The sequence below is a fragment of the Bradyrhizobium sp. TM239 genome (assembly GCF_036247985.1).
Classification (GTDB): Bacteria; Pseudomonadota; Alphaproteobacteria; order Rhizobiales; family Xanthobacteraceae; genus Bradyrhizobium; species Bradyrhizobium ottawaense.
The window spans coordinates 81883-96419 of sequence record NZ_BTIR01000025.1 but is presented as its reverse complement, the minus strand read 5'-3'; the positions used below and the strand labels follow the sequence as shown (position 1 = coordinate 96419).

At 66.2% G+C, this 14537-nt stretch carries 10 protein-coding genes; all 10 read right to left on the bottom strand.

The features are described 5' to 3' along the window. Window positions 1-681: 681 nt before the first annotated feature. A complete protein-coding gene (locus AABA84_RS32385; RefSeq protein WP_338314159.1) occupies window positions 682-1566 on the bottom strand; it encodes an HD domain-containing protein in 885 nt (294 codons plus the stop codon). A gap of 78 nt (window positions 1567-1644) precedes the next feature. Then, entirely contained in the window at window positions 1645-2121 is a 477-nt protein-coding gene (locus tag AABA84_RS32380; RefSeq protein ID WP_212252580.1) for a type III secretion system chaperone, read from the bottom strand. Window positions 2122-2239: 118 nt separating this feature from the next. Beyond that, complete coding sequence (locus AABA84_RS32375; RefSeq protein ID WP_338314158.1) at window positions 2240-3037, bottom strand: hypothetical protein; 798 nt, start codon at window positions 3035-3037, stop codon at window positions 2240-2242. 30 nt (window positions 3038-3067) lie between these two features. Beyond that, complete coding sequence (locus tag AABA84_RS32370) at window positions 3068-3985, bottom strand: hypothetical protein (protein ID WP_212252576.1); 918 nt, start codon at window positions 3983-3985, stop codon at window positions 3068-3070. Between the two features lie 92 nt (window positions 3986-4077). Continuing rightward, window positions 4078-4659 (bottom strand): hypothetical protein, encoded by a 582-nt coding sequence (locus tag AABA84_RS32365; protein WP_338314157.1) that lies wholly within the window; start codon window positions 4657-4659, stop codon window positions 4078-4080. Between the two features lie 141 nt (window positions 4660-4800). Beyond that, entirely contained in the window at window positions 4801-5451 is a 651-nt protein-coding gene (locus AABA84_RS32360; RefSeq protein WP_338314156.1) for a hypothetical protein, read from the bottom strand. Between the two features lie 18 nt (window positions 5452-5469). Then, a complete protein-coding gene (locus tag AABA84_RS32355; protein ID WP_212252571.1) occupies window positions 5470-7911 on the bottom strand; it encodes a hypothetical protein in 2442 nt (813 codons plus the stop codon). Between the two features lie 161 nt (window positions 7912-8072). Beyond that, a complete protein-coding gene (locus AABA84_RS32350) occupies window positions 8073-13505 on the bottom strand; it encodes a DUF4781 domain-containing protein (protein WP_338314155.1) in 5433 nt (1810 codons plus the stop codon). 177 nt (window positions 13506-13682) lie between these two features. After that, window positions 13683-14141: a hypothetical protein gene (locus AABA84_RS32345; protein WP_338314154.1), complete on the bottom strand. Its 459-nt coding sequence runs from the start codon at window positions 14139-14141 to the stop codon at window positions 13683-13685. A gap of 2 nt (window positions 14142-14143) precedes the next feature. Next, window positions 14144-14524, bottom strand: a complete 381-nt coding sequence (locus AABA84_RS32340) for a hypothetical protein (protein ID WP_338314153.1) — start codon at window positions 14522-14524, stop codon at window positions 14144-14146. Window positions 14525-14537: the final 13 nt, after the last annotated feature.

Here is a 14537-nt window from a genome sequence, read left to right as displayed (position 1 = left end):
GTCGTTGCTACGGTCAAGTCTTGCGAAGGTGCGAGCGAGCCCAACCGGGCAGACTGCATCATCCAATTCGCGGGGCGAGGGAGGCCAGAAGGAATGGTCGGCTCCCGGGAGATCACGGCATAAGCCGTCCAGCCACTGCGCAGGGAAGGCCGAGTGATCGGCACCACCTGTATGCTGCTGTGCGGTTCTTTCTGCGTGTGCATTTCGCGCAGCGGACCGCGGGTGCGAGCCAGCACCCGGCCTTCCCTGCGCCCTCTTGGATTTAGAGGGGCGAAAGATCAAGCAAAGCTCGGGCGAAATCCGCCGCGAGGACGCGAAGGCATGTCTGCGAGCTGAGCTGCGTGCCACAAACTCGATCTCGTAGGGTGGGCAAAGCGGAAGCGTGCCCACGCCTTGTTGCTTATGGACAGAGATCGTGGGCACGGCGCTGTGCGCCTTTGCCCACCCGACGGCACTGCTGCTGGGATGCGCACTGGCGCATTGTAATGACGTTGGAGAGCGCGCGCGCCACTCACCGCTCTCGTGCCCCGGACGCGGCGCAGCACGAAGTGGTGCGCTGCAGAGCCGGGGCCCATCCATCCGCATCGTGCCGTGCCGCCTCTCTGCGCCGCAACGCTCGCGCGTTGCAGCTTGTCCGGGACACGAGAGGGAGTGCAACGATGCTTGCCTCGGCCGCTTGCGCTAAAGCGTCGGCGCCCCATGCCGTACGGCTTGGCTCTGTCCGAGCTGCGGGCCCATCATGCGCAGTGCATTCTCTGCGCACAGCACATGATGGTGCAGATTGGCGATCCACTGCCGGCCCGAGACGGTCAGGTTCAAATATTTCATGCCGTCGCCGATGTGCATCGAGACCGTGTTCCAGAAGAACTCCGGATATTTGTCGACGAGATCGGCCGGAGACGAATAGCCAAGTTGCCGGTTGCGACCATTCTCCTCGAATTCGTAGAACAGCGCATTCACCTTGCGCGGATACATGGGATCGCCGAGCTGGCCGATGAAGTCTGCCGCCTGGACGAGCCGCGGCACGAAATCGGAGGTGCCGCACCTCTCGGCCGGGGAAGGCGGAAACCGGGTGAATTCGATCGCTTCGGTGATGCGGTTGGCATCGATCTCGGGAGTGTCGGCCAGTCGTTCGCGGACGAACATCTTGGAGCGGTTGACGTGACAGGCCATCAGCGCGGCGTCGGAGGCCCCGCGCGCAAGCTTGATCCTGCGGCCATCCTCATGCGCGACGAACTCCTCGACCGTATCGCCGCTGAGGATCCCACGGACATAGCCGATGTCGTGGAACAGACACGCCAGGATCAAATGCATATAGTCGGAAGGTTCGATCCGCCGCGACATCATCAGGCCATGCAGGATGTCGCGTCCGACCATCGTCACCAGCCAGGTGTGCTCGTAATTGTGATAGAGCGCATCGCTTCGGGCGATGCATTCGATCGTCATGCGTGCGAGCGAGCCGAGCTGATCCGCCAGCGCGCTGCCGGCCGGCCCGAAGATCGAGCGAAAGTCCCGGGCGAGGAACTTTCCGAGGCTGCTGGCCGCATCGGCCGTGATGGTCCTCATATGCCTTCTCCGCGCAATGATTCGTTCGGCAATTCGTTCGTTTCCGGCAAACGCCGGCAGCCTTCCCGCCGCTACGCGTCAAGGCCGGAAGATCAGGATAGTCTCGTCATGGCCCTGGCTCGGCGCTGGGGCCGCCAAACGCGGCGCCTTGGGATGGCCGAGCTCTGCGGCATAGTCCACCGCCATATGCGCGACGTCGCCGATGGTCTCGACCAGACGGGTCATCGCGTCCGGCAGGCAAGGCGCAATTGCCTCGATCCTGACGGCCGGCGGCGAGGATCGGTTGTCGATGCGACAACACGCGCGCCGGTAGGGCAAAAATCGCAGGTTGGATTTGAGCAGGCGGGCGATCTCCTCGTCCATCGCGAGTGGATCGTCGGAGAGCGCGCCGACGGGACCCGAGATCACGACGTGGCGTTCGTCATGGCTCAGTGCCAGCGTAATGGAGATGCCGTCGACGCTGAGCGAGGCCTCGTCGCCGGATCGCAAACGGGGCGGCGACAGGCCGAGCGAATGCCAGAGCGTCTCGATCAGGCGACGGAATTCGTCGTTCATCGCGGGCCGTCTCGATGGCCGTTCCGCAGCCGCCGCGTGGCGGTGCGGTACGGTGGTGCAGTCATGAAGGATGTCGCCATCTTGCCTCTAGGCGTCATGCCGGTCCGGTGCCGCCGGATCAAACCAGCGCGCGAAGCTGGTTGGCCTTCTCGGCCCGCATCTCCGACATGGCCTGGAACAGCTGCTGGAACTGCTGGCGCAGCCGTTCGGTCAGATCGTTGGCGTCGGCCTTGTGGGTGTTGGCCAGCTCGGCGTCGGCCGCGGCGATTTGGCCTTCCGCTTCGCGATACTTGGCATTGGCCTGGGTTTCGGATCCAATTTTGGCTGAACCGGCTGCAAGTGCGTCCGATAGGCCTTTGCCAAATGCTCGTTGGCCGCTTTCCGAGCTCCAATAGGCGCTTACCATGGTGGTGGCGCTGCCAACTAGCGACGTCGCAAGTTGCCACGTCGAATTGCTCTCGATCTCTTTGGCCGCCGTCTTGTTGGTCGCGGCTTGGGCCAACTGCTGCGAGCGCGCAGCCTCCATGGCCTCCTTGCGCTTCTGGAGAGCGTCGTCCTGCTGGTGATCGTTCGATTGCAGGACGGCCTTGAACAGCGCGCGTGCGGCATCCAGCGGCGACAGCGCCAATCCGGCGTCGCCGTCCGGGACGACCGCCGGATTCAGCGCACTCGCTGCGGCGGAGAAGCGGCTCGCGGCGGCGTCGACTGCGCCGTCATACTCGGCTGCCGGGACCGCCGAGGTCGGCGCGAATGTCGACGCGACGTTTCGGGGAGCGGAGGCTGTGGAAGGCGGAACGGTGCTTTGCAGGCTGGAGATTCCCGACGCGGTGGCCTTGCCGCCCTTCGCGACGGGCTGGGCGCTGTCCTGCAGCGGCTGGTCGAGCTGGGCGCCGGAATTTCGAATGCTCTCGATCATGGTGTGGTGTCTCCTTGCGTGAATGGATCGTCAGGCGAAGCGGACGCGCGAGGTTGCGTTTGCCTTGTTGCGCAGGGTGTCGGCGGTCTCCTCGAGGACGCGGCCCCAGCTCTCGCTCGTCGTCGTCAGGCGCTTGATGGCCTGCTGCACGTATTCGTCGATCTGCTCGAGGGTGGCCTGGGCAATCTGCTGATCGGCATGTGCCCGCTTGCTTGCCGCCTGGTGGCCGGCGTTCTGGTAATCGATATAGGCGGCCGTCGCCTCGGCCGCCGATGCCGTCAGCTGGGCGGACAGCCGGAGGATGCCAGCTTGAAGCTCGGACGGGTTACCGCAGAAGATGGTCGCCACGCCGAGCGCAATCTGCGCCGCGGCGAGCGCGATGCCAAATATCGTGTCGGCGTCGTTGGCGCCATCCTTGTCGCCGGGACGGAACGCGAGATAGAGGTTGCCGGCCAGTCCGTGCCCGGTGGTCATGTTCAGCGTGCTGTCGGTGGCCGATATGAGACCACAGACGCCCGCAGCGATCAGCAAGGCGCCGAGCGGGCCACCGACGCCACTCGCACTCGCGACCACCCCCGCAATGATGCTGACGACGGAAACGATCACTTCGCACACCGTCTTGACGACATCCAGCCACGAGCTGTCCGACTGCTTGGCGAGCTCGTCGATCGCCTTTTGCGCGGCCTCCAGTCGCCGCGCAACCACCTCCTGGCGGCGCTGGTCGTCGACCTTGATCTCGTCGCGGTTGGCCTTGCCCAGGATATCCGCGATCTTGGCGGCCGCGACCGCACAGGTCAGCTCCGGGCTCTCGTGGTTCGGCATGAAGCCGGCGAGACTGGCAAAGGCTGCGCCGAGGTCGTCGGCAACGCCGCTGGGCGGTGGCAGGTTGCCGCTGCCGACGGCGGCCGCACCGGCCACCCCGGCGCCGACTTTCGGATCGACCGGCACGATCTGCGGCGCGACCTGTCCGGTCGAGATCGGCGAAACTGGTTTGGTTACGGCATCCATGGTGAGCTGCTCTTGCTGGTGATGGCTGATCGCTATCTCGCGGCTTCGAGGGCGTGCCGATGCGCGGAGCGCCGCTCGATGGCGTGGGCATGCATCCGCACGGCGTACGCCGCCGCGGCGGCACTGGTGCTGCGGCTCAGCCGTTCGGCCACCGCGAAATGCGCAATCGCGCCGTCATATTCGCGTGCCGACAGCAGACATTCGCCGAGCCGCAGATGTCCTTCCGGATTGGCGGCATCGAGGGCGATGAAATGCACATAGAGCTTGGCGGCGAGCGCGATGTTGCCCTCGCCCTGATAGGTGAGGGCGATCGCGTAGATCACGCGGGCATCGAGCGGCTCGAGCTGGTGCAGCACCATCATCCAGTCGCGTCCCTTCCTGATGTCGCCGGCCTGGATCATCCAGCAGCCGCGGATGAACATGGCGTCGCGCTCCTCGCTGGTCAGGCCGCAGATGTCGGCCAGCGCCATGCCTTCCGACATCAGCTTGATGATGCTCTGCGCCTTCGGCGACAACTCGAGGCTGTCGATCAGCCGCTGCGCGGTCGGGGTGGCGATGTCGATCATGCGGCGCCATTCGGCTTCGCTCTTCGGCAGTCCATCGAGTATCGACATCGCGGTGAGGTCCTCGAACCCAGTGTCGGCATGATAGCGCCGGGTCGGCAGCGGCCGTGTCGCAGGGGTTACAGGGCCATTGTGTTTTGCAGCGTGCGCATTTCGGACGAGCTGGACGCAGCGCACCGAAGCAAGTCTCGTCTAATCGTGAGGAAGCGGCGGCGGTTTGACGCCCAGGAGGTGATAGACTCTCAACTGGAGTGTCTGAGCCTCGTCGGCATGGCGTTGCGCCTCTTGATAGGCGCCCTGGGTCAGCTGTCTTCGCATCCCCGTCCTGTCCAGTTCCGCGTAGACGGAGCGGAAATACGCATCCGCTTCAGTCGTTCCCATGGCGACGGTGTGCCTGGCGAGCGCGAGCTTCTGTACAGCGCGGTTGCCGGCCTCATCGGCCTCGCGCCTCGCGTCCCGTGCCTGCCGCAGGAATCGTTGCTGCCATTCGACATTGGCGTCGGCGAGATTCCGCGCTGCGGTGGCGTGACGTTCGAGCGTGGGTCGGAGCTGGGCCAGCTTCTGCAGCTTTGCGTCGGGCGTCAGGTTCGATTGCTCGATCGCCCGCTTCGTCCCGATGTCGGTCTCGTAGAGGGTGAGCGCCTCTGTCGTGGACCTGTTGAGGGCTTCGACGATCTCGCGATTGATGTTGAAGGGCTCCGGCGCGGCAGGGGGAGGCGGCGACGTTTGCGCGGCGATCCCGCCGGAGATCGGCTTGCCCGGCGAGGGTGCTTCCGCAACCTGGATCGGGGACCTCAGGTGCACCGGTTGTTGGGACGGAGGGCCGCCGACTTCACCGCTCATTTGAACGTCTCCTGGACCCTAGCGATAGGGATGAATGTCCTTGGCCAGCGGATGGGGAATTCGCTCGTGATCGAGCCCGAGGTCGAAGACCCCAAAGATGATCTCCTCACTCGGTCCGTAACCCACGCCCTGGGCGAGAGCTGCGCCGGCCCATTGCGTCCTGATCTCGGAGGATCTATCGCGGCCGTCCTCACCCTGTCCCAGCTCGAACAGCACGCGTTCGGAGAGCTGCTTGAGCTGGGCAGCGCTGAGGCCATTGATCCAGGTGAGGAGCTGATCGGGCGTGATCTGCCGGTATTCCGCATATCGAGCGAGGAATGCGACTTGGGAGCCACCGGGGAGAGTGGTGAAATAGCCGCTCTGCTTGCTCAATTCGCTCGAAGCCTGCGGGCTGAAACCTGCTGCGCGCAGCATGATCCGCATCGGCTCTTCGTATTGATGGGCCGCTTTGTGCCCATCGTACACTGCCTTGCCGATCACCGATACTGTCGCAACGGCAATTCCCGCCGGTCCGGTCCAGGACGCCGCGCCGAACGCGGGGGCCACCGCGAGGCCGAATCCGACGGCCGAGCCGGCGGAAGCCAGTGCCGCCGCGGTGTCCTGGGGAACGCCGAGTCCGAAACCCGAGCGTACGCTGTTCACGGCTTCGATCACCGCGAACGCGGCAATCAGGACTTCGCCAGCGGCAACGTTCGCCACTTTCGCGCCGGCCAGCCGTCCGAATCCCTTGGTGGCGTCGGCTTTGCCGATACTGACCAGAAATTCACTGAGTCTCTGCGCCCCGAGGGTGCTGAGCGTCCCGGTCTTGGCCACGGTATTCAGGTCGAGATGCCCGAAGCGCACGGTATTGTAGAGGTTGAGGGCAACGACCGCGAGCGCAAGGCCGCGCATCACCTGGCCGGCCGAGGTGTCCCGCGCGAAGGCGCCTGCCGTGCGCCCGGCCGCTTTCAGCTCCGCCTCGAGCCCCGCAAGCGCCGCGGCATCATCGGTCGACACTTGCGAAACCTTCGTCACGGCGGCGACCGCCTTGTCGAGCTCGGGCTTCGAAATTCCCAGCAGTCTCGCAAGCCGCGTGTCCGCCATCCCCTTGATCGCTTCGACCGCTTTTTCGATCCGCTTCGGGTCGGTCACGTCGAGGCCGGCGAGCTTGCCGGATACCATACGTCGCACGAGTGCGGTGGCGGCTACGTTGGTGAGCCGCAAGCCGAGAAAGGCGAGCTTGCCCTTGGTGGCCAGCGAGAAAGCAGAGCCGTCATGGCTCTTGAGAGACGAGAGCATGTCGACGATGTCGTTCAGTGCATCGTCCTTTTGCAGAGTCGGGTCGGCCTGAATCGCCATCTCGATCGCAAGGCGCGCAGCGTCGTCGTTCGCAATGGCCATCCACTGGCCCAGCAATTCGGGACCGGCGTTCAGTTTACGGGCTAGCTTTCCCATCGCGATCATGTGCCGGACCAGCCTGCTGCCGTCGTCGACGATGGCCCGATTCAAGCGGTCGTGTTCCGCGCGCCATTCCGGGCCCTTATGCGCGAGATAGGCGTCCATCGCCGCTTGCGATCGCTCCGCGGAGAGAGCCGGCCCCAGGGTGGTGGACAGCCACGCCAGTTCGCCGTCATGCTTGGCGAGCGCCTCGACGTCGGCCTTGGTCTCGTGTTGGATCGCGGCCTGCGATCCAGGCGTCGTGGCCGCAAGCGTCTGGAACACTTCGGATGCGCTGCCGCCTTGCATCTGCGCCTGATGTGCGTGGGCGAGCGCGTAGGCCATGCCGCCGCCGTGCTGCATGGCGCTGAGCACTGGCGCCGCATCCCACGCGGTGAGGGACGCTAAGTCCGCAACCACGCGGTCGCCTCTGGCTGTGCCGGAGATCTGATCGCAGAGGGCAACGACGTCGGCCAGGCCGTCCGGCCCCAGCGGTGCGAGTGTCGGAAAGGTCCGATGGTCCCCGGCAGGCTGGTGATAGTCCACCGCGGCCCATTCCGCGAGCATGCCGGCGAATTCGCGATCGACGAGGGCGGCAGCTGTTGCAAGATTGCGGATGGCCTGGTCCGCCCGCTGCCGCGGCAACAGAGTGGTATCGGCCAGGGGCGCGTTGATCTGCTTGGCGGCGTCGTTGACGAAGTAGGAGGTCGCGGGATCCTGCAGGACCAGTCGTCGCACCTCGTCTGGTTGCTGCTGACAGCCGATGCTCAGGAGCTGCAGCGTCTTGATAGCATCGCCGTGCGCGTCCTTGAGTGCGGTGGCAACGATATCGGACGCGGCTTGAAGGCCTTGCGGGCTGACCACCGACGCGGCCGACGTTTGCGTCGTCGGCAGCAGGGCCAGAGGCGCAGCGGGGGCCTGCGATGGCCCGAGGAGCCCGGCCGAGGGACGGGATGGCTGAGCTTTGGTGTCCGTCTGGTCGTCGCTGGCAGGAATTGTCGGGGGAAGCACCGGCCGGGGAGCCGCTTCGGTACGTGGGGACATCCGATTTATCCTTGTATCCACGGAGGGCCATTTCGGGCGGCGTCGCCGCAGGACGACAGACTCGCCGAAATGTCTTGTTGCATGAGAGGTTGAGGCCGGCTGTCTCAGGGATGACACGTCGGCGCATGCGTGCCGCGACGAACGAAGCCGTTCGTTCGCGGCTAGTTGCTTGGAAAGAACAGCTCCGTCAGTTGATCGACCGTGACGTCGGCGGCCTGGTCGAGCAGGCCGTCTGCGCTGTGGGGCGGAGCCTCGCCGATCGCGTTTCGCAGGTCGGCGTGTTGGGCGCGATACTCGTTGATCAGGATCGCGAGCGCAGCCGTGTCTTGCTGGATCGCGGGGTCGGCCGGTGTGCGCCCTCGCGCCGCTGCCATCGTCGCTCTGTAGAGTTCGTCGATCCGTTGCCGCGCGGCCCCAAGCTGGGCCAGGACGGATGCATTTCCGGGGGGCGCTGCGGCGAGACGTTTCAGAATTTCGAGATCCATCATCGCGCGCGCAGCTGCATCCGCCATCAGCTTGCGCGGGCTGTTTCCGCCGCTCAATGCCAGCGGGCCTCTTGGGCTGATCTGGCCCCGACGTTGAACCAGTCGGGACACGTAGTCCATGAATGCGTCCCGCGGCGCGCTCTTCCAATCTCGCGAGGTCTGGTGCGCGAGCGCGGCCAGATCCTCCCAGGATTTGATGGTCCTGGGATCTGCATCGATTGCCCTGAGGTTCTGCGCCTGCGCGTTGGCGAGTGCTTCAAGCTCCCGAAGCGGGGTGCCGGACTCGAGCTCCGAACGGAGCTCGGCGATCGCGTGCATGCGTTTGGCAACATCCTCGAGGGACGCGAAAGCTCCGTCGCCCCGTACCCGCCAAGCTCCAAAGAGATTGTTGACGGCCCGATTGAGCCTGGTCAGCGCTTCGACATATTCTGCCGGACGTTCTCCGGATCGTCGAAAGAGTTCGCGGGCGCGGTTGAAGCCGGCGAGGGCGCTGTCCACCTCGGCGCTGAGGGCCGCAAGGCTCATCGACAGCGATTGCGGCAGCTCCACGCCTTCGACGAATTTGTGCCAGTTGATGTCAGCCTCGGCATAGGCGCCGCGAGCGGCCTTGGCTCTCGCCTCGACGTCAGGGGAGGCGCGGCCGTTCCTCTGCCTGTCTGCTTTCTCGTCGGCCTCGGCCGCGTTCAGCTGTTTCTTCGCCGCCGTCATTTCGGCCTCGGCCAATTTGCGCAGCTCGGTGCGCTGGGCCGGCGTGAGGTTCCTGATCCCGCTGCTCGCATTGGCGCTCTCATATTGTCTCAGAAGCTTTGAGAGCGATTGCGCAGCCGGCCGGGCGTCACCTGCCGTCGCCGTGTCCGAATTGCGCTCGGGAGTCGCCGGAGCATGTTCCGGCGCCGCGTGCTGGTTGGTCGTCGGATCCGATCCCGACACGATCTTGCCGTATGCGGTGGCCAACTGCTCCAGCCGTTTCACCGCAGTATCGCGCTCAGCGACCAGCGCTTCGTGACGCGCTCGGGCCTGCGGTGTGACGTTGCCGGCCCGCAGGTCGCTCTCCGAGGCCTGAACCGCTTGGCCGAGACGGGCGACCTGCAATGCTGCCTGGCGATACGCGGTTGTCACCTGCGCGGGATCGTGAGGTACGCTCTCGACAGGCGCCGGCGTCACCAGTGCCCCGCGTGCGGCACCCTGCGGCCGGACGGCCGGGGCCTGCGCGCCGGCTGAGCCAGCGGGGTTGAGATCGAGCGATCCGACCGGCAGGCGATCGTTCCTGTTGAGCGGGCCGAGCGCCTCCTTGAACGCGTCGGCGATTGCATCGGCTTGCGGCTCCAGCTCCGGAACGGATCTGGCCGCCCGACGGATCGCCGCAAGGAAACTGTCTCGCGAGACGGTCGTCCGCTGCTGCCGTTGCATCCAGTCCGACCACGCCCGCTCGAAGGCATCGCGCACGGCGCCGGGCGGAATCAGCTTGGTGAATTTGTCGCCCTTGCGGTATTCGGAGACGGCGTTGTCGGCCTCTCGCCATCGAGAGCCCTCGCGTCCGAGGCCGGTCCGTCGTCGCTCCGCCGTCATGATGGCCAGCAGTTCCGCATCATAAGCTCTGATCTTGTGTTCGTTCGCAGGCCCTTCCGCCGGCGAAAGATTGGGGGTGTTGCGTTCGTCCCTGAGGCGGCGGACGGCTCGGCCGAGCCGGGAGATGACATCGTCGCGCTCGCTGAGCAGCGCGGATCGCTCTTGCAACGGAATGGTGGGATCACCGAGCCTTCGTTCGATCGCCTCGTAACGCTTGCGCGTCTCCCCGGGCTCGGGGGACGCCGGCTCCGGGCCTTCGGCCGCATGGTCCGCGCGGACGGGCGAGACGGCACGAGATCCCTTCTCCTGAAGTTCCGTCTCGAGGCGCGAGAGCTCGACACTGGCGTTGGCGTGTTCCTCGGTGCCCGGAGCGAGGTCCGTCAGTCTGGCTTTCAGCCGCTCGATCCTCGCCATCATGGTCGCGAGCTCCAGGTGCACGTCGAGCGGCAGAGGAGCTTCGGCGTCTGGACCCGTCGTCTGGCTGCCTGGTGCATCGTGGCTGGCGCCGGCCGGCTCGCTGGTCTCTCGCGGCGGGCGTCGATAGTAGCCATCTGCGCCCCGGACGAATCCCGCTTCAAGCAGTTCGTTCTTGATCTTCCTGGCGAGCGCGCTGGTATTCGCGAGATCGGGGAGGTTTTGATATCGACCGAGCAACTCGACGAGCAGGCGATGCTGCGGAGATGTCCCGCCGGGGTCGCTCGCGTCAATGGCCCGTTCGAGCGCGCCAAGCGCTGCCTCGAGCGAATCGAGCACATCGCCGCGGATGACCCCGTTGCCGGTCTCAGCTTCGCGCGTCGCGCGCGCCATGGCTGTGCTTGCTGCCTGGCCGAGACGATCTAGCTGGTCGAGCTCTGCCGGCGAAGGAGTCCGTACCGGGCCATTGGCAGCAGGCCGTGTTGCCGCCGACGGATGTCCTTCATTCACCCGCGGCCCGCGTTCTCGCCTCCGCCTTCCGCTATCGATATCGATCACGTCTCCACCGCGTGAAGGCGGCTTGCCGTCACTGGCGTGGCTGCCGTCGGCCGTGGATTTTCCGTCGCCGCCGCTACCAGGCGGGTGATTGCCGCCGGAGCCGGAGCCGTCTCCGGTTGGCCGATCCCCCGCAGCCGCGGACGGACGCGTTGTGGCGTGAGCAGCTTCGATCGGGTGGCTTTGCGCCGATCGTGTCAACTCCGATTCGATCGCAGCCCGCAGCTCCGCGAGCCGTGCGGCTGATTGAGCCGCGGTGCGGGCCTTCTGCGCGGCGACACGGGACACCACCGCCGAGAAGACGAGCTGAAGGCTCTCGCTGGCCAATTGATCCGCCGTCATTGCGCCGGCGTTGCGCGTCAGCTCGATCGCACCGTTGATGATCGCCGCATCGTTGGCGATCTCGGCGGTCTTGTTCAGGGCGGCGACGACAGATCCGCTGCGAGCGGCCGCGCCGGCTCCGGCGGCGAGGCGCCCGGCCAGCTTGCCGCCAAACGCGCCGATGCCGCTGGCATTGGCGGCGAAGTTGAACCAGAGCGCCCGGGCGGCGGGATCGGCGAGCGAGATCGTCTGGCCGTGTGCGTGACGGTCGAGCAATTCGCCGCCGGCCCGATACGTGCCCCACACGCCGCTGGCCACGCCGATGACCGCCGCTGCGGCACCGCCGGTGCCGACGATCAGCAGGCCGCCGGCCACGATGCCGCCTGCGAAGGCGGCCTTGTCGACGATCTTCGCTCCGATGCTGGATTCGGGCGTCGGGCGGTGGCCGAGCCGCAGTGAATCCGCCAAACCCGTCTTCAGATGGCTGTTCGCGACCTGCAAATGTCCGCCTTCGGGGTAGACCATCATGCCCGGCGGCAGCTTGTTGCGCTTCAGCCAGTCGTCGAAATCGTCGTAGCTGCGGCCCATGTGGTCGACGAATTGGCTGCCGTGCGAGGTCTCGACGCGAAACAGCGGGAATTGCACCGGCCCGAATTCCTCGCTCGAGACGGTCACTGGCAGGAACGTCACCATCGGATCAGAGCCGCCGACGTCGCGAATCTTTGCAGCGACGAGCCGAACGCCTTCATCATGCTTGAACAGGTCGAGCTTGCCGGCGAGCATCGCGTGCGATTGCTCCGGGCCGATCGGATGCGCCGCCGCGGCCCTGTCGGGATAGCGGGGCGTGTGGCCCATCGCGGCGCCCACGATGTTCTCCAGATCGACGCCCGATAGCTGCGTGGGCTCGTCGTTGCGGATATGGGCCGCTCTCACCTGCATGATGCGGCTGATCAACTCCGGATGAGCCCATGGATCGCGGCGGACCCTGCTCACCAGGCCCGAATTGATCCGGAGGTCGTCGAGGTCGGCGGCCGTCATCGACGGGTCTGAAAGGAATGCCAGCAGGGCCTCGCGCCGGGCAGCTGGCGGGATGGCATCTTCGTCGGAGCCGCCGAGGACCAGCGCCTGACCGTTCTCCGTCTTAAGAAGGTCGGCCAGGCGCGCTTGCGCGGCCTCGAAATCGGCGTCGCCGTAGGCTGCGTCCCGCAGCAGGCGATGCGCCGCCATCTGGGTCGCTGCGGGAATTCGCAGCGGGCTGTCGCCCTGCGCGAGGACGCCCGACATGATGGGATATTCCGCGACCAGCGCGAGCCCGAGCTGGCGTCGGAACGGCGAGCCGCCATACAGCAGCTCGATGCCGCCTTGTGAGTGCGTCAGGACGTCCTTGAGGCGCATTGCAGCGGCATCCCTGTCACCGGTCGGACTCCACTCGCGCGAAATGGCGATCGCCAGATTCGAGCCGAGCTTGCGCGCGAGACCGAAGTCGCCCGGCCTGGTGGATGCGTGGATCGTGGTGACGATCTCATGCGTCGCCTCCGTATGGGGGCCGATGTTCAGCGCAGCCAGGATCTGATTTCGGGCCTCGGGCAACAGGCCGGTGGGGCGTCGTTCCTTGCCGCAGACGGCATCGGCGAAGAGCCGGGCTTCGTCCGGCTTCAGGCGGGACAGAAGCGCGCCGAGCTCGTCATCATGGTCTTGCAAAGCGCGCATGATCGGCAGCACGAACTCGGTCGCCTGCTGGTGAGGATGGAAGTCGGGGGTCTCTGTCCGGCCCTGCAGCTTGACGATGCGGCCGATCAGCACGTCCGCGACGACTTTGCGCTGCGTCGGATCGCGGTGAAACAGGTCAACGATTCTTTCGATGTCGGAAAAGTCGCGGTCGAGCGCGCGGTCGATCAAATGTCGCTGCTCCGCCGGCGTCAATCGTCCGAGCTCCGTGCGGCCAAGGAGTGCATCGCCGAGGTCCGTGGCGAGGCGATCTGCGCGGAGCCAGCTGTCGATCGTGCGCAGCCGCGCATCCGTTGCGCTGGCCTCGCGCAGCGCGGCGGCCGTGACGACCGGTTGTGTGCTGCGGGGCGCGACGAGTTTCGACGCGTCCTGACGGGGAGGCGGTGCATCGCCGGACGAGGAGATGCCGGGCTTGGTCTTCTCCGGAGGCGGCGGGGCCGAGGTCGCCGGGCTTTCCAGCGATGGCGGAGGCTCATTGCCGACAATCGCATGGCGGGGGGCGGCAGGGGGCAGCGGCGACATCGGAACTCTCCCGGAGTTCGAAGCGATCCGGAGATGGCCCGGAACTACATCGTCGGTATCGCGTCCGCATGCCTGGCGCTGTATCAGGTGTGACAGCCGGTTTGCGCTGAGCGTGACGATCGGAGAACGCACGCGCGGACGTCGCGCCGCGACCCCGGCGCGCAGCAGGCTCGTCCGCTATCCCGCCTGGTCCGCCGTTTCGGTGCCGTGGCGCAGATAGCTTTCCACCACGTCGCGCGCGCGGGGCAGGTCGTCGAGCTGGTAGAAGCACCGCGCTTTGAGATAGCGCCGCAGCCGCTGCGCGTCGGTCATCGTATAGGTGCCGAAGCGTTCGATCGGATCGATGCGGTCGAGCTCGTCGAGGCAGGCGAGCGCTGCGCCCCAGTCCTGCGCGAAGAATCCGAGCACGGCACGCGCCAGCGTGACCTCGGCGGAATTGTCGCCCAGCACGTGCAGCGCCTGCGCGAGGGTGGAGGCGCGTTCGGTGAAGCCGTTCTGCGCCAGGACGTAGATGTTCAGGAGCAGGAAGTCGCGTTGCTTGACCGACAGCGGCCCTGTGGCGCGCGGCGGCTGGACGGTGGTCGCCCGCGTCGTGCGCGAAGTGTCCTTGACGCTTGGAAGGTTCGTCGGGCTCATGGCTATCCGCGCAGCAGTGCGGCGAGGGAGCGGCGCACCTCTTCGTCGAGGCTGTTCTCGTCCTCGAGGCAAGTGGCCGCCCGGTCGAGCAGCTCTTTGCGAGCGCCGGTCTCCCGCTTCGCGCTAGCCGCGATCAATTCCTGCGCCTGGAGGCGGATATCGGCCAGCGTCGCGGGTTCGAGCAGGTCGGGATCGAGAAATCTCGGCTGGAGCAGAGCCGGCAGGCGTTCATCGAGCGATGGTCGCTTCAAGACGTCGTCGAGCGGCTGGCTGACCGGCAGAAAGACCGGCCGCAGCCCCTTCTCCTTGGGCAGGTGGACGTCGTCTGCCACCTGGTAGCGGGAGATGGTCTCCAGGCCGACTTCGAGGCTCCTGATACGCATGGTTGGCTCCGCC